Genomic DNA, 24170 nt, shown 5'->3' on the forward strand with positions numbered 1-24170 from the left:
TGTGACGACGGCGGCTGCGGCCGCCGTCGTCGTCTTCATGGCTGCGAACGCCGTGCCGGCCGGTCTATGATCGAGGCATGAGCGATGAGACATCCAACGATTCCGCATCGGCTCCCTTGCGAGTGGTCGGCACCGTCCGCGTGGTCGATTTCGAACCGCGTTGGCGCGGCGAGTTCGCGCGCCTCAACATCGAGTGGCTGGAGCGCTGGTTCACGGTCGAACCGGTCGACCGCGAGGTGCTCGGCGATCCGCAAACGCACCTGCTCGCCGATGGCGGCCGGGTCCTGTTCGCGGTCGACGAGGCCGACCAGGTGCTCGGCACGGTCGCCTTGAAGCGCTACGAAGACGGCCTGGTCGAGCTGACCAAGATGGCGGTGGAGCCCTCGCTGCGCGGCGGCGGGATCGGCCGCAAGCTCATGACCGGGGCGATCGAGGCATTTCAACAGATGGACGGCCGCGAATTGTTCCTGGAATCCAGCACGCGTCTCGGGCCCGCGCTCAAACTCTACGAAAGCGTGGGCTTCCGCCATCATCCGGCGCCGCGGCCGGGCTCGCACTATCAGCGTGCCGACGTCTACATGGTCTGGGAATCCGACGCTTCGGCCTGAGGCCTTCGCTTTCGCCATCGGCGAGGCGAGGCGAGGCGAGGCGCCGGGCGGTTCAGGCCAGCGCCGCGTCCTCCTGACGCTGTTGCAGCTCCCACATCTGCGCATACACGCCATCGAGCGCCCGCAGTTGCGAGTGCGTGCCGCGCTCGATGATGCGGCCGGCGTCCATGACCAGGATCTGATCGGCGTCCATGACCGTCGACAGCCGATGCGCGATCACCAGGGTGGTGCGCCCGATCGCGAGCCGGTCGAGCTCGGCCTGGATCGCGCGTTCGGATTTCGAGTCGAGTGCCGAGGTGGCTTCGTCGAAGATCAGGATCGAAGGGTTTTTGAGCAGGGCGCGGGCGATCGCGACGCGTTGTTTTTCGCCGCCGGACAGTTTCAGGCCGCGCTCGCCGACCGGGGTGTCGTAGCCGTCGGGCAGGCTGACGATGAAGTCGTGGATGTGCGCGGCGCGTGCGGCCGCCACGACTTCGTCCTCGCCGGCTTCGGGCCGGCCGTAGCGGATGTTGTAGCGGATGCTGTCGTTGAACAGCACCGTGTCCTGCGGGACGATCGCGATCGAGCCGCGCAGCGAGGCCTGGGTCAGGGCGCGCAGGTCGTGGCCGTCGATGGCGATGGAGCCGGCGTCGACGTCGTAGAAGCGATACAGCAATCGCGCCAGGGTCGATTTGCCCGAGCCGGAGTGGCCGACCACGGCCACGGTCGCGCCGGAGGCGATCTCGAAATCGATGCCCTGCAGGATCTCGCGGCGCGGGTCGTAGCCGAAGCGGACGTCGCGGAAGGCGACCGTCGGATGCGAGGACGCCAGTACCTCGGCGTCGGGCGAATCGCGCACGTCCTGGCGTTCGTCGAGCAAATCGAACAAGCGCTCCATGTTGGTCAGGGCCTGCTTCACCTCGCGGTACATCATGCCGAGCATGAACAGCGGCGCCGACAGCTGCAGCAGGTAGGCGTTCACCAGGACCAGGTCGCCCACCGTCATCTCGCCGGCGACCACGCCGCTGGCGGCCAGCCACATCATCGCGGTGACGCCGATCGCGACCACCAGGCTCTGGCCGAGGTTGAGCACCGCCAATGTCTTGATCGACATGACCTGGGCATTCTCCAGGTGGCGCAGGTTGTCGTCGTAACGGCGCGCCTCGTGTTCTTCGTTGTTGAAGTACTTGACGGTCTCGTAGTTCAACAGCGAGTCCACCGCGCGTTCGTTGGCGCGTGTGTCGGCCTCGACCGAGGCGCGGTAGTAGCGCGTGCGCCACTCGGTGACCGAGAACGTCCACAGGCCGTAGGCGAACAAGGTGCCCAGGGTGATCGCGGCGTAACGCCAGTCGTAGATCCACACCAGCACGGTGGTGACCATCGCCACTTCGAGGATCACCGGGATGATGGTGTAGATAGTCCAGTCGAGCAGGTCGGCGATCGAGCTGCCGCCGCGTTCGACGTCGCGGGCGACGCCGCCGGTGCGGCGCGCGAGGTGGAACTTCAGGCTCAGGCCGTGCAGGTGGCGGAACACCTGCAGCGTGACCTGGCGCGAGGTGCGCGCCATGACCCGGGCGAACACCACCTGGCGCAATTCGGTGAACAAGGTCACGCCGATCCGCGCCGCGCCGTAGGACAGCAACAAGGCGACCGGCAGCATCAGCGGGGTGACTTCGATGTTGAGCCGGTCGATGAGCTGCTTGAGCGCCAACGGCACGTACAGATTCAACAATTTGGCCGCGACCACCATCGCCAGCGCGATCGCGATCCGGCCCAGGTAGGGCCGCAGATACGGCAGCAGCGAGCCGATCACCGACCATTCGCCGCGGCGTCCGGCGGTGCGGGCGACCGGGGCGGCGCCGTCGGTGTCGGCGGCGGATTCGCTGGTGGGAGGAATGGCGGCCATGCCGTCCTGTGCCTGGGAGTAGGAAGCCGAGCATAGGACCTCGAGCGCGCTTCAGGTCAAGCGGTCGCCGATCCGTGCCGGCCGCCGCCGCGCGCCACGGTCGAAATGCGCGTATAAGGCATGGCATCCTGGGGCGAGCAGGGTGGATGCGACGGCGAAACCCTTGGGGTTCGCGTCCCGGCCGGCCTGCCCCCGTCATTACGCCTTCGCAAGGAGCACTGCAGGCATGAAAGCTGTCCTCACCGCGGCATTGTTCGCCGTCTCGCTCTGCGGCCCGGCCACCCAGGCCTACGCCCAGTCGATGGGTCCCCCCGGCAGCGAGCCGAAGATGCAGTCCTGCTTCGTGCTGTACGACCTCAGCGGCGGCGAGATCAGCCGCACGCCCTCGGCTGCGTGCAGCCGCCGGGTCAGCCCGGGCGCGACCTTCGACATCCCGCATGCTCTGGCCGCGCTCGACGGCGGCATCGTCCAGGCGCAGGAGCGCATCGGCGCCGACAGCGGCGGCAACGCCGGCGGCAGCGACCAGACCCTGGATTCGGCGCTGCAGTTCTCCGCGCCCTGGTATTTCCAGCGCATCGCCCAGCGCCTCGGCGCCCAGCGCGAGCGCGAGTACATGGTCCGCTTCAATTACGGCAACGCCGATACCAGCAGCGGCGCCACCAATTTCTGGGACGGCGGTTCGCTGAAAGTGTCGCCGGACGAGCAACTGCTGTTCCTGCGTCGCTTCTTCCGCGACGAGTTGAGCGTCAACCGGCAGATGATCGCCGACGTGCGTTCGGGCCTGCGCCAGCCGCCGGGCGTGGTGGTCGGCAGCTTCGGGGTGGCGCCGTTCGGCGCTACGCCGCCGCGCGACGACACCTCGGTGGCGGCCAAGAGCGCCTCGACGGTGATGGACGGCCGGGAAGGCGTGCGCTGGCTGGTCGGCCAGGTCAGGCGCGGCACGCGCCAGTACGTGTTCGTCAGCTGTGTGACCGGCCCGAAGAGCCTGCCGCAGAACGCGGCGGTGTCCCTGGCCGAACGCGAGCTGCGTCGCGCCAACGTGTTCTGAGTCGAACGCGAGGCGTCGGCCGATCTACCGGTTCGCCAAGATCGGCAAGCAAGATCGGTCCGCCAAGAATCCAATGCCCGACCTGTCGGAACCGACAGCCGCGGAAGCATTCGCAGAGTCGTCGGTCTCAGTTTGGATCCGACGGCCTCCGTTTCGGTGACGGGAGTCAAGGACTCGAAGCCGCCCCACCCGGTAACCCTCGCATGCGGTTTCGACCGTATCGCGGGGACGTAGCCGTGCCGGTCCGCCGGGCCGGGGGCGACGCTTCGCTTCGCAGTTTCCTTTCGACCAAACAGGAGGTTTCGTCATGGGTACCACGCGCATCGATTTCGATAAGACTTCGCTCATCAAGCCCAAGTACATTCCGGTCACCGAATCCATCCGCGCCAATGGCACGGCATCGGGCGAAGAGCTGAAAAGCGCGATGTCCGAGCTCAACTCGCCGACGGTGCAGGAACAGGCCTTCCTCGACGAGTTCGCCAAGTAAGCGTCTCGACGCAGCGATCCCGCATGGCGCGTCGCGAGCGGCGCGCCATGCGGTCTTTACGACGAGGCAAGGCAGGAGCAGGGAATGATTCCGTACGAACGAGAGCGCAGTCTGGACGACGCCGACCGCATCATCCGCGACTGCATCGCCCGGCGCGGCTGGACCGTGGAAACCGAGGATTTCGGCGGCCAGCTGATGACGGTCAAATGCAGCTTGCGCGACGCCGGCGGCGAGTTGATCAGCCGCGGCTTCGGCAAGGGGGATGCCGCGACTTCGATGGCCGGCGCCTTGCACGAGGCGGTCGAGCACTATTACTGCAAGGCGAGCCGGGTCTCGACGCCGGTCGAATACGTCGCGGCCGAGCATTTCATCGACGATCCGCGCTACGCCGCATTGCCGTTCCTGTCGGCGTTCGCCGACAACCGCGGCCGCTACCTGGCCTGTCGCCGTTACCGCTCCTTCTTCGCCGGCCGCCAGGACATCCAGGTGCCGTTGTTCCTGAGCTTTCCGGACTATCCGGTCGGCGCGCAACTGGACGCGCAGTCGGGCCGGCGCGACGACTTCGACTACCGCAGCGTGATCCGCTACAGCTCCAACAGCGGCACCGCGATCGGCGCCAGCCTCGAGGAAGCGGCCTTGCACGGCATCGGCGAGATCGTCGAGCGCGACGCCTGGTCGTTATTCCTCCTCGCGCATTACCTCGGCGGCCCGGGCCGCTACGGCGCGCTGATCGACCCTGCCTCCTTGCCCGATGAGGTCGAGAAAGTGCTGCGCCTCACCGAGCGCCGCATCGGCCGCGGCGTGTTGCTGATCGATGTGACCTCCGACCTCGGCTATCCGACCTTCATCGCCACCGTCGCCGAGCGCCGGCCCGACGAGATCGTCTACCCGCACGGCTGCGGCGCGTCCTCGTATGGGCAGTACGCGGCGATGCGCGCGTTGACCGAACTGGTGCAATGCGTGGACATCAAGCAGCGCTCCGATCATCTGGCCGAGCTGGACCGACTCGCGCTGGAGATGCTTGCCGCTTATCCGCGGCTGCAGGCCTGCGCTTATTTCGAGGTCGATCGCGACCGGCTCGAACGCGTCGACTGGCCGCATCCGGACCGGCCGAGGTTGGCGCCGGACCTGCTGTTGCCCGAGGTCGTGGCCGATCTGGAGGCGCGCGGCATCGAGCTGTACTACGCGGTCAATCACAGCGAAGGCGAGGACTTCTGCGTGGCCAGCTGCGTGTCGTTCGAACTGGAGCGCTTCTTCCTGGCGACCTCCGGCATCCTGATGGCGCCGGGCCGGCGCGGCCGCGAGTTTCTGTCCAGGCTCTCGCCCGCGAATGCGTCCAGGGCGGTCGAGGCGGAAGAGCAGGCGGGCTGAAGCGGGGCTGCCGGTGCGCTGACGCTCGGCCTAGCCGCGTCCGCGCACCTGCTCCCAATCCAGTCCGAACCGGGCCAGGTATTTGCGCAGGCGATCGGCGTCGTTGGTGCTGGTGCGCGCCGCGCGCGAGACCGCGAACAGCTCGCGTCCGGCTTGCGACAGCGACTTCGCCTGCCGGCAGGCGCGCAGCACGTCTTCCAGTTGCACGCGGTCGAAGCGGTCGAGTTCGGCCGCACGCTCGCCGAGGACTTCGTCGAGCAGGCCGGGGCGCAGGCCGGCGCCGTGCCATTGCCGGCGCAGGCGGCCGATTTCCTCTTCGACCAGATCGCTGCGGATGCGGCCGCCGTCGGCGAGGGTCGCCAGGCGCATCACCGATGCGCCGAGGTCGCGGAAATTGCCGCCCCAGGTGGCCTCGGCGCTGCGCGAGAAGGCCAGATAGCGTTCGCGCGCTTCGCGATTGAAGGTCACCCGTTGCCGGTTCTCGCGGGAGTGGCGTTCGAGTTCGAAGTCCAGGTTCGGTTCGATGTCCTCGGCGCGCTCGGCCAGGCCGGGCAAACGGTATGTCCACAGATTGAGCCGTGCCAGCAGGTCGTCGCGGAAGCGGCCTTCGAGCACGGCCTGCTGCAGGTCGCGATTGGTACCGGCGATCAACTGGAAGTCGCTCTCGACTTCCTTGTCGCCGCCGACCGGCAGGAAACGCTTCTCTTCCAGCGCCCGCAGCAACATCGCCTGTTCGTCGAGGCCGAGCTCGCCGATTTCGTCGAGGAACAGCAGGCCTTGATGCGCCGAGCGCAACAGGCCGGCGCGATCGGTCGAGGCGCCGGTGTAGGCGCCCTTGATGTGGCCGAACAAGGTGCTCATGGCGCCGTCGCCGCGCAGGGTCGCGCAGTTGACCTCGACGAAACGGCCCGGCAATTGATGCTTCTGCTTCTTGAGCTCGAACACGCGGCGTGCGAGTTGGCTCTTGCCGGCGCCGGTCGGGCCCATCAGCAACATCGGCGATTTCGAACGCGTCGCCACCGTCTCGATCTGCTCGATCATGCGGTTGAAGGCCGGGTTGCGCGTGGCGATGCCGCTCTTGAGCAGGTCGCGGTCGTGCAGGCGCTCCTCGGCGAAGCGCTGCGCGATGCGATCGTAGCGCGACAGGTCCAGGTCGATGACCGCATAGCTGCCGGGGGCCTCGCCGTTCTGTTTGCGCGGCGGCGCGGTCTGCAACAGGCGCCCGGGAAACAGCCGGCTTTCGGTCAATAGGAACCAGCAGATCTGGCTGACGTGGGTGCCGGTGGTGATGTGGACGTAGTAGTCCTCTTCCTCGGGCTGGAAGTCGTAATTGCGCACGAAGTCGTGCAGCGCGCCGTACACGGCTTCGAAATCCCATGGGTCGGCGAGGTAGGTGTCGTGGCAACGGACCTGGGTTTCGGGCGAGACCTGGCCGAGGTCCTGGGCGACGACGGCGGCGAGCTTGCCGTAACGGCGTTCGTCGACCAGCAGCTCGATGCGGTCGAGCAGCAAGTCCTCGTGCATGCCCAGCGAAACCGTCGGCCGCCATTTCTCCCAGCGGCCCGGGCCCAGGCCGGCGTCGAGTTGGGTGCCGAGCATGCCGACCACGACCTGGCGTTTCATGTTTATACATCCATATATAAAGCGATCAGAAAGTATAGATAACGAATGGCTGATCGGGCGAGCAAAACCGGTCGCCCTGAAGTAAATGTCAATTTATTCAATTAGATAGGTCAGGCTCGGGTGGTTGGCACGGGGCTTGCGCTACTACCTGCGAGTTCGAACCGCAATGTCCCGATGGCCAACCCCGATGTATGCGTCGACCGGTGGCTTGAACCGCGCCTTCCACGCGAGCGGCTAGGAGCAGTTGCAACACCTGCCGCAGCGCACCGCGGCCGCCAAACGATTGAGCTAGCGCATCGACGAATCCGGCATCGACTTGCCGATTGGGGATGCGCGATATGGGCGGAGATTAAAGAGAAGGAAGGAGCGGATCGCCGATCCGTTCCAAGGCGGGCCAGGGATCGGTACCGCCGCGGCGCAAGGATGCGCCGCAACGCGAACGCAAGGAGTGTGTTCGCGTGGACGGATTGGAAACCCGTCGACCGCACGCGCAAGGGAAGTGCGATGCGGTTACAGGATGGCCGGCGGACATTGGGGTCCGCCGGCCGATAGGCGATCAGGAGTCGGCTGCGTTTGTCTTCGTCGTCGTGCAGCCGCTTTTCCCTCGTGCCGCACCCGCGGCCGTCGTAGAGGCCCAGCGCAACCGCGCTCGCCCTTCGAGCTTTTCCCCTTCATTGTGTGCGCAACCAAGAGAGCAAGACCATGAACACCAGCCAGTACGATGTCATCAACGAGTCCGGCGCGGTGCCGATCAAGCACTGGACCCGCGGCGTTCCGCTCGAGGACGAGGCGCGCCGCCAGTTGCAGAACATCGCCAAGTTGCCCTTCATCCATCGTTGGATCGCGGTGATGCCCGACGTGCACCTCGGCAAGGGCGCCACGGTGGGGTCGGTGGTGCCGACCGTCGGTGCGATCGTACCGGCGGCGGTGGGCGTCGACATCGGCTGCGGCATGATCGCGGTGCGCACCAGCCTGACCGCGCAGGACCTGCCGGATCATCTGGGCGAGGTGCGTGCGGCCATCGAGAAGGCGGTGCCGCATGGCCGCACGGTCGGCCGCGGCCTGCGCGACAAGGGCGCCTGGGCGAATCCGCCGGAAGCGTCTTTGCAGAGCTGGTCGAGCCTGCATGAGGGCTTCGAGCGCATCGTCGCCAAGCACCCGAAGCTCGAGCGCAGCAACCACCTCAGCCACCTCGGTACGCTCGGCACCGGCAACCACTTCGTCGAAGTCTGCCTCGACGAGGAGCAGCGCGTGTGGTTCATGCTGCACTCGGGTTCGCGCGGCGTCGGCAATGCGATCGGCAGCCATTTCATCGAGCTGGCGAAGCAGGACATGCGCCGTTGGATGATCAACCTGCCGGACCAGGACTTGGCCTACCTGCCGGAAGGCAGCGATCATTACGCCGACTATGTGTTCGCGGTCGACTGGGCGCAGCGTTTCGCGCGCAGCAACCGCGAGATCATGATGAAGCACGTGGTCGACTCGGTGCGCAAGGTCATCGCCAAGCCGTTCGAGGCGCAGGCCGAGGCGGTCAATTGCCACCACAACTACGTCAACCGCGAGCATCACTTCGGCAAGGACGTGTTGGTGACCCGCAAGGGTGCGGTGAGCGCGCGCAAGGGCGAGCTCGGCATCATTCCCGGCAGCATGGGCGCGAAGAGCTTCATCGTGCGCGGGCTGGGCAATGCCGACAGCTTCCATAGCTGCAGCCACGGCGCCGGCCGCGTGATGAGCCGCACCGAGGCGAAGAAGCGCATCAGCCTGGAAGAGCATGCACGGGCGACCGCGCACGTGGAATGCCGCAAGGACGCCGACGTGGTCGACGAGTCGCCGGCCGCGTACAAGTCGATCGATGCGGTCATGGCCGCGCAGAGCGACCTGGTCGAGATCGTGCATACGCTGCGCCAGGTGGTTTGCGTCAAGGGCTGAACGCCCGGGCCGCAATGCGGCGCGGTATCGCGCCAACAAGCTATAGCGGCGACCGGAAACGGCGCCGCGAAACGGAAAGGAGAGCGGGCGGCCGCAAGGCCGTCCCGATGGATGGATCGCAAGATGGAACTGATCGAAATCAGCGGGCAGGACGGCGGCGGACAGCTGCTGCGTACCGCATTGACCCTGAGCCTGTGCACCGGCACCGCGTTCGAGATGCAGCACATCCGTGCCAAGCGCTCGCGCCCGGGGCTGATGCGCCAACATTTGACCGCAGTCGGCGCCGCGGCGCAGATCGGCTGCGCCCACGTCCACGGCGCACAGTTGGGTGCGACCACGCTGCGCTTCATGCCCGGCGCGATCAACGCCGGCCGCTATCGTTTCTCGATCGGCAGCGCCGGTTCGGCGACCTTGGTGTTGCAGACCGTGCTGCCGGCGCTATGGCAGTGCGCCGAGCCGTCCGAGGTATTCATCGAAGGCGGCACCCACAACCCGCTGGCGCCGTGCGCGGACTTCATCGCCGAGGCCTATCTGCCGGCTTTGCAGCGCATGGGCGTGGAGGCGAGCTTCGCCTTGCAGCGCCATGGGTTCTTCCCGGCCGGCGGCGGTGCGCTGCAGTTGCGCGTAGCGCCGTGCGCGCAACTGCGCCGCTGCGTATTCGACCAGCGCGATGCAGCCCCGCGCCTGGACACGACCGTGTTGCTGTCGGCCTTGCAGGATCAGATCGGCCACCGCGAACTGGCGGTCGTCGCCGAGCGTCTGGGCTTGGCCGAGGATCAGCAGCATCTGCGCCGCGTCGTCAACGCGCAAAGCCCAGCCAACGTGTTGCTGCTGCGCGTACATGGCGAGCAGCACACCGAGCTGTTCAGTGCGCTCGGCGAGCGTGGGCTCAGCGCTGAGCAGGTCGCGATCGGCCTGGTCAAGCAGGCCTCGGCCTACCTGTCCTCGCCGGCGGCGGTCGGCGAGCACTTGTCGGATCAGCTGTTGTTGCCGATGGCCTTGGCCGGCGGCGGTGAGTTCACCACCGCCGCGCTCAGCGAGCACCTGCTCAGCAACGCGCGCTTGATCGAGAAGTTCCTGCCGGTCGAGATCGACTGGGTCCAGGAGGCCGAGAGGTGCTGGCGGGTGACGGTGCGTTCGTAAGGGTCGCGGCGGCGCTGGCCGTCGCGGCTTGCGCAATGCGAAGAGGTGGATGCGTTATGTCGCGACGATTGTTTGCGCCCAGCGACGACCGCGCAACGGCCTGCTGCCTCGAAGGCCGGGGCCGGCCCGGCGCTGCCGCCTTGCGCCGTGTCTACCGTGCCTGCTTGGGTTCCGGCGCCATGCCGCCGGCCGGCGCGGCCGGGTTGCTGACGCCGCTGCGCAACTGCAGCGTCACCGCACGCCCCGCGACCGAGACTGCAGCCGAGGCCGGTTTCATCACCCGGCCCTGCAGGTAATCGGCGCGCACGCTGTTGGCGTCCTGCCAGTGCAGATCGACGCCGTAGGCCTGGGCGCTGCGGGTCGCGCCGTACAGCTCGGCGGCGGAGGGCGCCGAGCGCCAGTCGGCGCCGTGCGGCACGATCCGGATCCGATAGATGAAGGAAGCCGTGGCGCCGGGATTGGCTTCGGTCAGCACCGCGTCGGCCTGCAGGTCGGGCGAGGCGACCCGGGCGACTTCCACGTCGGGCATGATCGCGTCGTGGCTGCAGCCGATGGCGAGCAGCGCCGTCAACACCATCGTCAGTACCGTAGCTATGCGGGCTTTCATCGTCGGCGATTCGTCTCGGTCGGGGTTCTCCTCGATCCTACGGGGGCGCGGCGCCGCGGAGTAGTGCACGCATGCCCAATACGACGAAGGCGCCGGCATGGCCGGCGCCTTCGCGATCGAATCCGGCCGAGCGGTCAATCCGCCCAGACCCGCCACATGCCGGAGTTGTAGTAGTCGTAACCGGCCTTGATCTGGGCCTGGTCGCGCGGGTCGTCGCCGTAGCTGCTGTCGCCCAGGTCGTAGGGCTTGCCCCAACCGTCCTGCGAGGTGTCGGACTGGATCTGTACGTAGCCGGCGCCGCGCAGGCCGATCTGCTCGGGGATGTCCATCGCCGCGGCGACCACGCCGAAATGGAAGTTGCCGTAGTTCTCGTACTGCGCGCCCTGGGTCTTGTAGTCCCACGGCCCACCGCCCTGGACTTGGTCCTTGAACCAGACCATGTCGCCCGGATTCGGGAACTCGTGCTTGTGGGTGTCGGCGATGTTGGCGTCCATCGACACGCCGGCCGGCGCTTCCGGAATCTTGAGCAGGCCGGCTTCCACGGCCTCGTCGCGGCTGAGCACCTTGCCCATGGCTTGGGCGACGCCGTCGACGTAGGGTTCGGCGCCGAGCAGGCCGACGTTGTCGCCCTGCATGGTCTGCAACTGCGGCATCGCCGCCTCGAACACCGCGGTGCGGGTCGGCAGGTCGGCGCCCTGGGCGGCGTTGAGGATGCCGGTCAGCACGCTCGGGTCGTACTGGGTGGTGCCGGCGGTGCGGCCGCTGAAGTCGACGATGTACTTGCGGCCCATGGCCACGTTCATCACGTCCTGCAACTGCTCCTTGCTGAGCGAGCCGACGGCTTGCTGGAACGCCTGCGGGTCGTTGGCGAGGCTGGCCAAGACCTTGCCGGCCGCTTCGGTTTCGCTGTTGCCCCAGGTGCCCTGGGTGGCCTTGTACTCGCCGTCGATGTCGCCTTTGACCGCGCCGATGAAGGCGGTCTTGGCGTCGCTGCTGCCGTGGCTGGCGATCGCGTCGGCGAAGGCTTCGAGCCCGCCCGAGCTGCCGTCGAAGGCTTCGACGAAGCGGGTGGTCTGCGGCCCGTCCAGACCCTCGGCCAAGCGGTTGAACAACTCACCGCGCTCGCCAGCGCTGAGCGAGCCCATCGCGCCGTCGATCTCCTGGGTCCAGTTCTTGATGTCGTCGTTGCTGAGCTTGCCGATGAACTCGTTGCGCTCGGCCGGAGTGAGGTTGGCGACCTCGCGGTTGATCGCATCCAGGTCGCCCTTGCTGACGTCCCAATCGAGCCAGCCCTGGCTGAGTTTGTCCTGGGTGACGGAAACGGCGGAATCGACGCTCATGGAACGGCTCCTTGCCCGGTCGGGGCAGATCGGCGGTCGCGCCGGTGCAAGCCGGAAGCCGGCCGCGGCGCAGGGGAGGACTGCAATGCCGAGCAGCCTAGACAGCCGCCGCACGCCGGTAAATCGGGGGAAACCCTAGTCAGCCTGGCCGAATGCACGATCCGCGCACATCCTCAGCGCCAGCGTTGGTCGTTGCCGGGTGGGTTGGTCGGTTTCGCCGTGATGCCCTTACAGGTCGCGGCGGCCCGGCCTCTCATCGCGAGGGGCCGAGGCGCCAGATGCGGCTACGGCTGGCCGCGGTTTCAGGCGACGGCCGCCGCTGCCGCCTGCTGGTCGCGCTTGCTCATCAGGAAGGCGTGCAGCATTTCCGTCGACAGGCCGTGCAGGGTCAGGCGGAAGCCGGCGCGCAAGGTCGACAACGGCACCAGCGGATGGCGGTTGTTGAGCAGGACCAGGTGCGAGCGTGCATCGAGGATAGTCGCCACGTACAGGCCGATGGTCTCGTCGAGCTGCAGCGAGTTGGTCGCGCGCCAGAAGTCGCTGTCGGTGAGCAGCAGTTGGTAGATCGGCGTGAACAGTTCGATCGAACTCTGCAGGTCGAGGAAATTGCGCCAGCGCCGCGGCATGTCCTCCAGCCGCAGCTCGGGTTGCTTGACCATCGACAGGTCGGGGTCGGCGACGAACTGCAGTTCGCGCCCGGCCGCCTGCAGGTTCTGGTTGAGGCGGATGACGAAATTGAACAGGTTGAGGTCGTGCACCAGGAACATGTCCTCGCGCACGTCGGCCACCGCGGCCGGGCGCAGCGGGTTGCCCTGCACCTCGACCCCGGAGTTCTTGCCGATGAACTCCAGCACCTGCGAGCCGAGATGGAAGTGGCGCAGGATCAGCCAGTTCGCCTCCGGACGCAGGAAGTTTTCCATGCCCCAGGCGAGCAGGCGGTGCAGGGTGCGCGAGAACGCGAGCCGGCGCGGGGCGAATACCTTGGCGACCTGGATCAGCACGATCAAGGTGCGCGCCAGCGGACGCATGAACGGCAGCACGAACTGGCGCGAGCGCGAGCTGGAATCGGCCAGCCAGGCGCGCTTGACCTCGTCGTCGAGCGGCGTGCTGCGATCCAGGTACAGGGCCAGCCACGGACTGGGGTCGCGCGGGTCGTAGGCCTGCTCGAGGAACTCGGGTTGGTACTTCATGCCGGCATCACGTGATCGAACTGCATGAGATAGAGCTCCGCGGTGCGTCGAGCCGTGGCGATGATGGCACGGGCGCCTTCGCCGTCGGCGTCGTGTTCGAGCACGATCTCGATCGCCCGCAGCCAGCGGGCCAGATGGTGCTCGTCGTTGCTGCCATGGTATTCGAGGAAACGGAAGGCGTCGGCCGGCAGGGACAGGCTGGCCTTCATCAGCGGCAACAGGGCCGGGATGATGCGCTGGCCGGTGCCTTCGATGATGTAGATCGCGCCGAGCAGGCCGAGCGGATTCGGCGTCGCCGCCAAGGCGTGCAGGTAGCTGTTGAGCGCTTCGCCGCCCGGGTTGCGGCGCAGGGCGTCGATGTCGGCGACGGCGCCGCCGGCCTTGCGGTAGTCCTCGTACAGGATCATGTAGTCGTCCTGTTCGTCGCCGGCATGGGTTTCGATCAGGGCGCTGAGCTCGGTGTACGGCGCCTGCACCGCGGCCGCGCCTTCGCGCATCCATTTGCTGCCTTCGCGGACCTGCGGGATCCAGTGCTGCATCCACTGCACGTAATCGGCGGTGGCGAAGCGGCGCTCGCGCAGCTTGCGGATCACCGGTGTGCGCCAGGCGCGCGATCGGTAGTCGTGCCAGATCGTCGCCAACTCGCCAAGCAGATGACGCAGGGCCGCGGGCGCGTCGGCCGGGTCGTGCGGCGGCGCGATCAGCTCGGGATCGTGCGCGGCGGCGACCGGGGCCGTCGTGGGCACGGACACCGAGGAGGTCAGCGGCGCATCGGCGGCTTCGACTTCGATCAGCACGAAGGCGACGGTGAAGCGGCCGGACTCCGGAATGAAGCACAGGATGCGTTCGCCCGGCTGCAAGGTGCGGGTGCGCAGGAACTCGTCGAGCATGATGAAGATCGACGCCGCGCCGGTGTTGCCGCGCGAGGTCAGGTTGCTATACCAACGTTCGCGCGGAATCTCCAAGCCGGCCTTGCACATCAGCTCGTCGACCACCGGGGCGAAGCGCTCGGACGAGTAATGGCAAAGGAAGTGATCGATCTTGGCCGGGTCGAACCAACCGGCGTGGGCCAACTTGGCGTACTCGTGCACGCCGACGTCGAACAGATGCGGCAGCAGGCGGATGTCCTGGCGCAAGAACAGCGCGCCGTCGGCTTCGGCGGCCTGCCAGGAGTCGTAATCGAGATGGCTGCGGGTGCGATCCGGCGTCAGGCCCAGTTGCATGCAGACCGGGTAATCGCCGGAGAACGAACGCTGATGGATGAAGCGCAACCGCAGGCGCAGGCCGTCGCGCGGCTTCGGTGCCGAACTCAGCTGCAGGGCGCCGGCGCCGTCGGACAGCATCCAGCGCAGGAAGTGCGCGTCGAAATCGGCGTTGTAGTCGCGCGCGGCATAGCGCGAACGCTTGAACAAGCGCGACGGCATTTCTGCCGCCGCGACCAGGGCGCGCTGGTGCGAACCCAGTTCGACCGCCGATGCTGCGCTTTCCCAGGCGCCGACGCCGGAGGCGCAGATGCCGTGCGCGGACAGGGTCTGCATCGGCGGCGCGGCCAGTTCGCCCTGCACCATGCAGGCGAAGCCCGGCATCAGCGCATCGCCGCCGGAGGTGCCGCAGGCGAGCAGGCCGATGCCGTCGAGCGCGGTGTCCGTGCTGGCCAGACACTGCCGGATCGCCGATGCGGCCATGTCGGCGCAGGAGTGCACGGTGCGGCCCTCGGCATCGACCGCGTAATGACGCGTCAGGATGCCGTTCTCGGCCAGGATCCGGCGCTTGATCCGGTCGGACAGCTTGCTCAGCGGCGCGATGTAGGCATCCATCGCGGCGTTGTCGACGGGCGCGCCGGGCAGGAAGCGCCCGCTGCCCTCGATGAAAGTGCGTTCGAAACGGGTGGGCATCAACAATCCTTGGCAGTGGTGGCAGGCCCGTCGACGGCCGCGCAGGTATCGGCCGGGCGCAAGGAGCGCGAGCGATACTGCGGCAGGAACGGGCCCAGGACGAATACGCGCCAGGCGTAGCCGGCGAAGCTGGCTTCGAGCAGGCGTGGGTCGATCAAAGGGCGGTAACGGTGGTGCAGCCGCGGCAGTTCGGACCAGTGCGCGCGGCCGTGTTCGTGGTGGGCGGTGTGCAAGCCGATATTGAACAGCAGCGGGTTGAGCCAGCCCTCGAAATTGCGCGCGTAGCCGAACCGCGCCGCATCGTCGGCGTGGGCATGCTGCAGGTAGTTGGCCGAGAGCAGCCAGTGCAGGCCCAGCAATTGCGGCAGGATCACCAGCGCCAGCGCCTTGCCCGGGTCGACGGCCAACAGCGCGGCCCACGAACCCAGCCATGCCGCGTACTGCAGCAGATACCAGCGATAGGCCCCGGGCGCGCGCCGGCGCACGCCGCGCAGCCAATCGAACAGGAAGGGATAGATCACCGCGATCGCCTGCAGCGGATGCAGCAGCCAGCCGAGCGCGTGATTGTGGTCGCCGAAGCGCCAGGTGCGGGCGACGTCGCCCGGGCCGTGGCGATGGCGATGGTGGTTGCGGTTGTGCGCGGGATGGAAGACGAAGGTCGGGTGACCCTGCAGCACGGTGATCAGCAGATCGGTGCAGCGATTGCGCCAGCGCCCGCGCCACATCGGCAGGTGCGCATGGTTGTGGTGGATCACGCTGACCGCGATCGCCAGGTACAGCATCAGCGCATACAGGGGCAGGCTGAAACCGTGCCGCCACTGCCACAGCGCCAACAGCGGCTGCGCGATCAGATAGGCCAGGCTTTGCAGGTCGCGGCGATGGCGCAGTGCGCCGATGCCGGGACCTGTCGCGTTGGAGCGCGCCTCCTCAGGGCCGGCCTCGTCGGGACGGGCCTGGTGGAGGCCTGCTTCATCGCGGGCCGCGCCGTCGCTCATGCCGCGCCGTCCGTGCGGGTTCGCGCCGCAGGGCGGGCGTCTTCGGCGGCGGGGTCGATCACCGTGCCGGCCCAGCGGTCGAACACTTCCAGCAGGAAGCCGTAGTTGCCGTTGTAGCGCGCGTGGTGCAAATGATGGCGGCGGCTGGCGCCGCGCCATCCGCGCGCCGGCGCGGTGCGGCTGGCTTCGTAGTTGCTGTGGCCGAGGTTGTTGAGGGCGATGCTGAGCACCGGCAGGCTGGCCAGCGCGACGAAGCTGAAATCGTGCAGCAGCATCGGGATCAGCGGCACGCTGCCGAGCATCACCGCCTCGACCGGGTGGAAGGCGTAAGTCGAGAACGGCGTGGCGACGTGCGAGCGGTGGTGCATGCCGTGGAAACGGCGCAGCCAACTCGTGTGCAGGGCGCGGTGGTTGAGATAGAAGTGCAACTCGTTCCACAGGAACAGCACGGCGATTTCGAGCAGCACGCGCCAGGCCGGCGGGTCGACCGCGAACCGCGCCCAGCCCAGCCGCAGCATGCCCCAGGGCACGACCAGGCCGAGACCGAAGATCAGGATCGAGACGGCAGAGGCGCCGAACTCGCGGCGCAACTGGCCGGGCGGCAACGGGCGCGGGTCGAGGCGGCGGCCGTAGCCGAGCGCCGGCAGCAGGGTGTGGGTCAGCCACCAGTTCAGGCCGCCGCTCAGCAGATACAGCGCGGCGAAATACAACACGCCCACGACCATCACTTCGATGGCGCTCAGCGAGACGAACCAATGACCCACGTGCGGCTCCTGCCGATTACTCCTGCCGATAGCTTGCACTATCCGGCGGCGCCAACCCAGTGCGAGGCGACTGGGCAGGCCGTGTTTGGATGACTCGATCGGGTGGCTCGCGAAGCAGGGCGAGGCTCCCGGCGCGACCGTCCGGGCATCGCCCGAGCGCGCTGACGCGCCGCGACGGCCGCCGATCGCAGCCGCCGCCCGTGGCTGCGTGCCTCGTCACTGCATGCGCGCGGCCCGCCCGGGTTCGTCCTGGGCCTTCTGCGTCGACTCCTGCGCCAAGCGCTCGTCGCGCTGTTGGTTGAACGACTGCGTCTCGCGCAGGGTGTCCTGCATCGCCGGCGCCTGTTCGGCCACCGACACGCTGGCATGGAACCCGGGGATGGTGCCCGCGACCCACAGCTTGCCGTCGACCACGGCCGCCTTGTCGATGCGGTCCGCATCCGGAATGCCGTTGCGCTTGGCTTCCAGCATCGCCTTCGCCACGGTTTCGTCCGGCACGTCCGTCGGCACGCCGGCGCGGATCTTGGCGAACATCGCCTGGTCGTTGGGCGTCAGCCGCGACAGGCTGAAGAGCGGCTCGGGCTGGGCCGTCATCGGCGCAGGCTCTCGTGCGGATTCTCTTAGGGGCTCTCGCGTAGGCGCGGTGGCTGCGGTTTCGGCGGTGCGTGGCGATGTGGTCCGCTCCGCAGCCGGGGCGAACGCATCGGCCTGCTGCGCAGGCTCGTGCGAACGAGCCGGTGCTTGCGTTTGCGGCAGTTCGTCCCGAGCGACGTAAGCGGTCTCGCGCGCCGGAGGCTGTTGCGCTTCATCGGCCTGCGGCCGCGGCGCCGCCCGTTCGTCCTGTGCGATGAACTCGGTCGGCTGTGGGCGTTCGGCACGCTGCGCGGTTCGAGCGCCTTCTTCATTCGCCGGCGCACGAGAACCGAATTCGCGCGCTGCCTGCGAAGGCGCCTCGTCGTCCCGCCGGGCGACGGCGGCGGGGCGTTCCGGTGGGGCGTCCGATTCCGGCAGGACAGGCGTGCGGGCCTGCGCCTGCGATGGGTTCTGCCCGGCGCTCTTGCTCGATTCGATCCGCGCATGTTGCGCCGCCGACATCGCCTGCTGCGTAGCCGGGTCGGCCATGCCGGTGTCGACGAGGCCCTGGTCGCGCTGGAACTGACGCACGGCCTGTTCGGTGGCCGCATCGTATTCGCCGTTCTGAGCCAGCGGCTCGCCATCGGCGCCGCGATAACCGACGCGATGCAGGCGGTATTGCAACAGCTCCACCTCTTGCCCGCGGTCGCCGGGGCGAAGCACGTCGTCCTGTTTGTTCGCAGCGGAGCTGGCCGCGATTGCAGGCGCGACGGTGGCCGGCTGCGCGGAATCGGGTTGGACGACTGCAGGCTGGATGGCGGCGGGCTGGTTGGCGGCAGGCTGGGCAGGAGCGGCTTCGGCAGGAGCGGCTTCGATGGAAGCGCCCGGCACGAAAGCAGTCGGCGCTGCCGCCGGCTCGGATGCGCGCAGCGGTACCTCGGCCTGGGGCGATTCGGGTTGGCGCGACTCGGCTGCAAGCGTTTTGGCCTGGGCTGCGGCTTCCGCTTGGGGACGCTCGGGTTCCGGGACGGCTTCGGCGATCGGTGCGGGCGCCGCGACCGTGGGCACGGGCGATGGTGCGGGCGCCGCTGTGGGCTCGGCTTCTCGGCGCAAATCCGACGGCGGAACCGGCGCGCCGGTCATACGCACGGGTTGCGCATCATCGAGCGCCGGAACCGACGGCGCGAGTTCGGGCGAGGCGGTCGCCACGGCGGCCTGTTGCGCCGCCTGCTGCACCTCGTCGCGCGACAGCCCTTGCCGGTTGGCTTCGCGCTCGGCCTGTTGGTGGGCCTCGCGTTGCTGCGGCGACAGCGTGGCGACGCGCAGTTCCGGGGTGTCGGGAATCGGGGCGGCGCGTTCGCGCCGGGCTGCCACTGCCTGCTGGATGTCCTCAGTGCTCGTGACCGCGACGATCTGGACCACGCCATTGTCGCGACGCAGATGGGCGAGCGGGCTGTCGATGTCGTAGCCGCCGTTCGGGCTGCGCTCCACGTGCAGGGAGCTGGCATGCGGGTCGATGCCGTGCGCCTCCCGCGTGCGCTGCAAGGCATCCATCACCGCGTCCAGGCGCTCTGGATTCGGCTTGATGCCGAGCGCGGCATAGGTGGACATTACGTTGGCGCGATCCTTTTCGTCCAACGACGGCGCCTGCCACTGCGGAATCGTCAAAAGGTGCCGATCGTGCTGCACGAGTTGCGTCTGCAATTCGGCGCGCGTGGTGTCGAGTTCCCGTTGCAGATTGCCCGACGCCTGGCGGCCGGCCATCAGGCCGTCTTGGCGCTGCCACTGGCCCTCGTCATCGCGGCGATACTGGTGGCCGTCCGAGGCTTGCAGGCTGTTCGGCTCGGCGAGCGCTGCCAGCACCGGCTCCGGCATCGGTCCGAACGCATCCCAACCGTTGCGGCGATAGGCCTGTTCGTATCGCGCGGCGATCGGTGCCGGGCCGCTGGCGATGTTTTCGCGGACCACTTGCTCCGACATCCGGTCCAGTTCCGCGGCGCGTTCGGGCGAGGCTTTTTCCGGATTGACCAGCGGGTGGCCGCGGTCGGTGCGCGCGATCACCACCTGGCGGACCCAGTCGCCGGTCTCCGCATTACGCTGCCAGTCGGCTTGGGCGAAGCTGTGCTTGTCGGTCTCGTTGGCCGGCAGAACGTACGGGTCGCGCGGCGGCTCCAGTTTGCCCATCGCCAAGGCGCTGGACGAATTGCTGGCCAGGTAGGTGAGTTCCCGTGCCTTGTCCGGCAAGGCGGCGAACGACTGCTTCTCGGCAATGGTGACGCCGTCGTCGCGCAGGTCGCCGGGCTCCTGCCTCAGCCATTGCTTGCCGTTGTACTTCCAGTCCACGCCGTCGCGGTCGGTCTGGTTGTAGACCTGGCGCTCGTCCCACCATTGGGCGACCTTCTCGCCGACCTCGCTGCCGGCGATCGCGCCGACCGCCACGAACGCGATCGCACCCGGCCCGGTTTCCCAGCCCACCGCGAGACCGGCCGCCGCGCCGCCGAGCCAACCGCCGGTGCCGCGCGCCGCGTAATGGGCGAACTGCGATTGCGCGGCGAGCGGATTGTCCTGCGCGAGCAAGGTGCCGATGCGGTCGCCGGTCTGTTTTGCGTCGTAGATGCTGGCGGCGACGCCGAGGCCGACAGCGGCGCCCATTCGCCTGATAGGCGCTGCGCGAGCGGCCTCCATTGCGCGCTCGCTCTGGGCTACCTGGGCCTGCCAGTCTGCGAAATGTTGTTCACCCGCGAGTACGTACTCCGTTGGCGGATTCATTCTGTCAGCGAGCGGACGAGTGAGCGTGGTAAACCCAGGTGTCTTGCCTTCAACCTGAGTGCCGACCATATAAGCGCGGCTATCCGTCAGGATAAGGCCCGAATCTCCCCGCAACGGCATGCCGGCATAGTTCACTGCCACTTGCAATTGCCCCACGTTGTCCCGAGCCCGCGCAACGATCATCTCGAATGCGGCTTGGGTGCCATGGCTAGACTGGCGCGCGACCAGTACATCGCGCGGAATCCCTTCCACGGTGGTAACGTTCGGGTTGGCGAGGACGTGCGGCACCTCTATCGCGCCGAAGACGCGACTCGGCAGCGCGTCGCTCGCGATCGCGCGGACCTCGCCGACCGTCTTATCCGCAAATCGTGCCGACGCATCGGCCCACGGGCCTTCGGTGGGATGGTAGAGCCAGTCGGCGGCGGGGCCGCGATACGAGGCATCGATTAGCGGGCGGACAGGGATGTCGTATGCATCGGCCACTGCGCTAAAGAAATCGCGTGACTTCAGGAATTTGGCTGCTTCGCTTTTATTGATGACGCGAACGTCTTCATTCGCCTCCACCATGCTGTCGATCACATCCGAAGACCACACACCTTTTGCTGTCGGTCCGCTGTAAAGAACAGTGAGCTGTCCCGGACTATCCGCATCTACCTGCGCAGCTAGCTGACGCAGCTGTTCCGGCGAGCGATAGGCTTCAGGACTCCTGCGCAGGAGCTCGATAGCTTGCTGGGAGGTCAGGGAAGGAGACGTCATAAAACGCATTCCTCACTGATATCCAGGGTGATGGTGTACTCGGTATTTTTCGAGTAAACGCCAAAGTCCTTATAGGCGATTAGTGCTTCTTCCAGATCACGGATCACTTCGTCTTTCTTTGATCTGAGGTGTGCCGGCAAGCCGTTGCTTCCGTTCAACCAGACGAGTAGCCAGTGCGACCATCCTGGTTCGCCGCGGCCTCCTGTTCCAGCTAGTAAATCCAAGCGCAAGTTCAGCAGGTCGCCCTGCCAATAGAATGTCCACAGCGTTCTGTTTCGAAGTTCCGGCTCTGCTCCGCTGCCTATCGCTACGTTTCTTAGATAGATGCTCCTGTCTCGGTCAATCGTCCAATCCCGGGCATTCGTTCCGTTGGATATGAATTTCTCGTCGATTTGTTTGAGTTGATAATTATCGGCATCTTCATCGGAAATGAATTCATTGATGAAGCTCATATATCTATCCTTTTCGAAAAACAAAGAATTACAGTATGGTTTCTTTAATGTTAGAGCATTGAGTGGGGAGCGCTTAATTCATAGGTTGTGGGGACTTTGAATTTATTTGGCTCGGCTGAAAATAGTCCCAAAGCGCTTCGTCACCGATCCAGACGTGCTTCCAGCCCGCCTGCGACATCAATCGCTCCTTATCCTTAGCTCTGGCCACTGCACTCTCGTCCTTGGTTGCCTTTGCTGCTTCCCACTCGGCTCGAGCCTCCCGGAAAAACTCCTCTAGCTGGCCTTGTAGCATCCAAGTCACAATTTCGAACTTGGTGCTCACCGAAGGTGGTTCTTCCGCTACCTGATTAAGCGTCTTTTGCAGTCGCTCCAGGTGCTCTGGGTAGTCCTTGAGCATTTCCGTCAGTCGCTTGGGTATAGGCGGCAGAAGTGAGTTATGGCGAAGGGAGAGAGGAGCAACGTCGTTCGTCATGGCCATGTTTTCCATTCTGCAGGGCATTGTATCCGGGGGCTGGCCACGTACTCGGGGATTCTTCGGTCGTGAGAACTGCGCTTTCGGTTCATTAGGAAGCGTCCTTGTTCCCTTCGAAGTAATCCCATAGATCGTGCAGTCCCTTCATGCCGCCATTGCTCGATCTGGCCCTGAACATGAGTTCCTCCTTGATCTTCGCCTGCCCGATCGAATCCATATCGCCACTGACCTCCGCGTCTTCCAACTCAGTCCTGGCTTCGCGAATGAAAGCCTCCAACCGGCTTTCCAGCACCCATATAGCCACCTCGAATGGCGGTGTCAGCGGCGACGGCTTTTCGACTACGGTGTTGAGAACTTCCTGCAGTCGCTCGATGTGCTTGGGATAGTCCCTAAGCATTTGATGCAACTTCTTTGGCACGGGTGGCGGTGGAAGACGGGTCATAACGATGCTCTTGGATAGAAGGCTGCTAGGCGAGGGAGGTCCGGAACCGAATCCTCAACACCCAGGGGCCGTCAACGCCCAGTCGTTCGCAAAAGTGACCTTCCCAAGGAATTGGCTTTCGTTCTCCATGTACATGATGACCGGCCTGTCATTGCGCTTCGTAAATTCCTCGACGAGTCCCAAGATCAACGTCTGGACCGTTCGCAGTTGATCGGATGAAAACTTCGCGATGAAAGGGTTGGTGGCGTTCATCGGCATGCCGATGTTCTCGGGCATGTGGTGGCCGAACGACACGACTTCGAGATTGAAATGCTCGCGGTCTGGCCAGGTGTTTCTTATTTCGCCGAAGTACTCGATGTCGTCCAGCTCGATGGCGAAAGTGTCGTGGCCTGATTGTTCGGCCCCACGGACGCCGCCAGCAAAGCGCGCCCGGCCATGCGGAAACTGCACCCAGTCGAACGTCCCTTCATCCGCTGCCATCCTGATGGTCCCTTCCCTGCAACGCGGGTCTGCCGTATTTGCCCGGTCGGCCTCGTAATACCGCATTGAGTATCGCTCAGGAGCAGCCGTCGTAGCATCAGACTTTTCCTACACCGGCCTCGGGTAATTACCCTGCGTTTCGATATTCCTGCAGGGCGCACTGCGCGTCGGCTGTGGCCGGATGCAAGTTAACGCAACCGGGAGTATCGCTTTCAGGTGCTCAACCCCCGCCATTGCTACACTTACGCCTTATCTCGGCCTGAGTTCAGCAGGTATCCGGGGACTCAACAGGGCAGGCGGGTTTCAGCAGTGATCGAAGCAACCGGGAAAATATTGGAATCTCAGGCCATCCGTCTGTCCGTCGCCCCGATGATGGACTGGACCGATTCGCACTGCCGGGTGTTTCACCGCACCCTGGCGCCGCATGCGCGGTTGTATACCGAGATGGTGCATGCGAATGCGGTCATCCACGGCGACCGCGCGCGGCTGCTGGCGATGGACCCGGTGGAGCATCCGGTGGCCTTGCAGCTCGGGGGCAGCGAGCCGGCCTTGTTGGCGCAGGCGGCGCGGATCGGCGCCGAGCGCGGGTTCGACGAGATCAATCTCAATTGCGGTTGCCCGTCGGACCGGGTGCAGGCCGGGCGTTTCGGCGCCTGCCTGATGCGCGAGCCGGCGCTGGTCGCCGAGTCGGTCGCGGCGATGATCGCAGCTTGCGATGTGCCGGTGACGGTGAAGTGCCGTCTCGGTGTCGACGACGATCATCGTTTCGAGGTGTTCCTGGCCTTCGTCGACGAGGTCGCGGCGGCCGGTTGCACGATGTTCGTGGTGCATGCGCGCAATGCCTGGCTCAAGGGCCTGTCGCCGAAGGAGAACCGCGAAGTGCCGCCGCTGCGTTACGACTGGGCGTATCAGCTCAAGCGCGAACGGCCGCAGCTTAAGATCCTGGTTAATGGCGGTATTGCCTCGGCCGAGGAGGCGACCTCGCATCTCGAGCACGCCGACGGCTCAATGCTCGGCCGCGCGGCCTATCACGAGCCTTACGTGCTGCATCGGATCGACACCGCCTGGTTCGGCGGCGAGTTGCGCAGTCGGGCCGAGCTGCTGCGTTCGTTGCGGCCCTATGTCGAGGCGGAGCTCGCGCGTGGGGTGTTCCTGAAGCACATCACCCGGCACATGCTCGGCCTGTTCCATGGCGAGCGCGGCGGTCGCGCCTTCCGCCAGGTGCTCAGCGAGGGCGCGCATAAGCCCGGCGCCGACTGGTCGCTGATCGAGCAGGCCCTGGCGGTGACCGAATCCTTCGCCGCCCGCGACGCCGCCTGAGCTCCTGGTACCAGCGTTTCC

20 protein-coding genes are annotated in these 24170 nt (G+C 66.4%); 7 read left to right on the forward strand and 13 right to left on the reverse strand.

Annotation, left to right across the window (positions count from 1 at the left end; all coding sequences use genetic code 11):
- The first annotated feature begins 77 nt into the window (after positions 1 to 77).
- Positions 78 to 608 (forward strand): GNAT family N-acetyltransferase, encoded by a 531-nt coding sequence (locus tag LC490_RS06210; protein ID WP_223619630.1) that lies wholly within the window; start codon positions 78 to 80, stop codon positions 606 to 608.
- A gap of 52 nt (positions 609 to 660) precedes the next feature.
- On the opposite strand, the gene LC490_RS06215 is transcribed toward LC490_RS06210, so the two are convergent.
- The gene (locus LC490_RS06215; protein WP_223619631.1) at positions 661 to 2493 is read right to left on the reverse strand and encodes an ABC transporter ATP-binding protein/permease; all 1833 of its coding nucleotides are present in this window, start codon (positions 2491 to 2493) and stop codon (positions 661 to 663) included.
- 226 nt (positions 2494 to 2719) lie between these two features.
- On the opposite strand from LC490_RS06215, the gene LC490_RS06220 reads away from it, so the two are divergent.
- From LC490_RS06220 to LC490_RS06230, 3 genes are all read left to right on the forward strand, one after another.
- Positions 2720 to 3541, forward strand: coding sequence for a penicillin-binding transpeptidase domain-containing protein (locus LC490_RS06220; RefSeq protein ID WP_223619632.1), 822 nt, complete (start codon positions 2720 to 2722; stop codon positions 3539 to 3541).
- Positions 3542 to 3848: 307 nt separating this feature from the next.
- A complete protein-coding gene (locus LC490_RS06225; RefSeq protein WP_031372668.1) occupies positions 3849 to 4028 on the forward strand; it encodes a hypothetical protein in 180 nt (59 codons plus the stop codon).
- 84 nt (positions 4029 to 4112) lie between these two features.
- Positions 4113 to 5399, forward strand: coding sequence for a YcaO-like family protein (locus tag LC490_RS06230; protein ID WP_223619633.1), 1287 nt, complete (start codon positions 4113 to 4115; stop codon positions 5397 to 5399).
- 30 nt (positions 5400 to 5429) lie between these two features.
- Here the strand turns inward: LC490_RS06230 and rtcR are convergent, their stop codons facing one another.
- A complete protein-coding gene (rtcR, locus tag LC490_RS06235) occupies positions 5430 to 7022 on the reverse strand; it encodes an RNA repair transcriptional activator RtcR (RefSeq protein WP_223619634.1) in 1593 nt (530 codons plus the stop codon).
- A gap of 702 nt (positions 7023 to 7724) precedes the next feature.
- Here rtcR and LC490_RS06240 point away from each other — a divergent pair.
- Positions 7725 to 8951: an RtcB family protein gene (locus tag LC490_RS06240; RefSeq protein ID WP_223619635.1), complete on the forward strand. Its 1227-nt coding sequence runs from the start codon at positions 7725 to 7727 to the stop codon at positions 8949 to 8951.
- A 123-nt stretch (positions 8952 to 9074) separates the two neighbouring features.
- Entirely contained in the window at positions 9075 to 10094 is a 1020-nt protein-coding gene (gene rtcA, locus LC490_RS06245) for an RNA 3'-terminal phosphate cyclase (protein ID WP_036148966.1), read from the forward strand.
- A gap of 151 nt (positions 10095 to 10245) precedes the next feature.
- Here the strand turns inward: rtcA and LC490_RS06250 are convergent, their stop codons facing one another.
- The 11 genes from LC490_RS06250 to LC490_RS06300 form a co-directional block, all read right to left on the reverse strand.
- On the reverse strand, positions 10246 to 10701 hold the full coding sequence (locus tag LC490_RS06250) for a hypothetical protein (protein WP_223619636.1): 456 nt from the start codon (positions 10699 to 10701) through the stop codon (positions 10246 to 10248).
- 134 nt (positions 10702 to 10835) lie between these two features.
- Positions 10836 to 12041: a polymorphic toxin type 44 domain-containing protein gene (locus LC490_RS06255; RefSeq protein WP_051885124.1), complete on the reverse strand. Its 1206-nt coding sequence runs from the start codon at positions 12039 to 12041 to the stop codon at positions 10836 to 10838.
- A 302-nt stretch (positions 12042 to 12343) separates the two neighbouring features.
- Positions 12344 to 13231: a hypothetical protein gene (locus tag LC490_RS06260; RefSeq protein ID WP_031372675.1), complete on the reverse strand. Its 888-nt coding sequence runs from the start codon at positions 13229 to 13231 to the stop codon at positions 12344 to 12346.
- Positions 13228 to 15126 carry an iron-containing redox enzyme family protein gene (locus tag LC490_RS06265; RefSeq protein WP_223619637.1) on the reverse strand — a complete coding sequence of 633 codons (1899 nt, stop codon included), beginning with the start codon at positions 15124 to 15126 and terminating at the stop codon, positions 13228 to 13230. Before LC490_RS06265 ends, LC490_RS06260 begins: the two co-directional genes overlap by 4 nt.
- On the reverse strand, positions 15126 to 16121 hold the full coding sequence (locus tag LC490_RS06270; RefSeq protein WP_223619638.1) for a fatty acid desaturase: 996 nt from the start codon (positions 16119 to 16121) through the stop codon (positions 15126 to 15128). Before LC490_RS06270 ends, LC490_RS06265 begins: the two co-directional genes overlap by 1 nt.
- Complete coding sequence (locus LC490_RS06275; protein WP_223619639.1) at positions 16118 to 16885, reverse strand: sterol desaturase family protein; 768 nt, start codon at positions 16883 to 16885, stop codon at positions 16118 to 16120. The genes LC490_RS06270 and LC490_RS06275 overlap by 4 nt, the downstream gene beginning before the upstream one ends.
- 216 nt (positions 16886 to 17101) lie before the next feature.
- Positions 17102 to 20983: a peptidoglycan-binding protein gene (locus LC490_RS06280; protein WP_223619640.1), complete on the reverse strand. Its 3882-nt coding sequence runs from the start codon at positions 20981 to 20983 to the stop codon at positions 17102 to 17104.
- Positions 20980 to 21435: a hypothetical protein gene (locus LC490_RS06285; RefSeq protein ID WP_223619641.1), complete on the reverse strand. Its 456-nt coding sequence runs from the start codon at positions 21433 to 21435 to the stop codon at positions 20980 to 20982. The genes LC490_RS06280 and LC490_RS06285 overlap by 4 nt, the downstream gene beginning before the upstream one ends.
- Positions 21436 to 21508: 73 nt before the next feature.
- Positions 21509 to 21913, reverse strand: coding sequence for a hypothetical protein (locus LC490_RS06290; protein ID WP_223619642.1), 405 nt, complete (start codon positions 21911 to 21913; stop codon positions 21509 to 21511).
- An 85-nt stretch (positions 21914 to 21998) separates the two neighbouring features.
- A complete protein-coding gene (locus LC490_RS06295; protein WP_223619643.1) occupies positions 21999 to 22349 on the reverse strand; it encodes a hypothetical protein in 351 nt (116 codons plus the stop codon).
- 54 nt (positions 22350 to 22403) lie between these two features.
- Entirely contained in the window at positions 22404 to 22829 is a 426-nt protein-coding gene (locus LC490_RS06300; protein WP_223619644.1) for a hypothetical protein, read from the reverse strand.
- Between the two features lie 309 nt (positions 22830 to 23138).
- Here LC490_RS06300 and dusA point away from each other — a divergent pair, with 309 nt between their 5' ends.
- On the forward strand, positions 23139 to 24149 hold the full coding sequence (gene dusA / locus LC490_RS06305) for a tRNA dihydrouridine(20/20a) synthase DusA (RefSeq protein WP_223619645.1): 1011 nt from the start codon (positions 23139 to 23141) through the stop codon (positions 24147 to 24149).
- The last annotated feature ends 21 nt before the right edge of the window (positions 24150 to 24170 follow it).

Origin of the sequence: Lysobacter sp. ESA13C (assembly GCF_019970005.1) — a bacterium.
Lineage (GTDB): Bacteria > Pseudomonadota > Gammaproteobacteria > Xanthomonadales > Xanthomonadaceae > Lysobacter > Lysobacter antibioticus_B.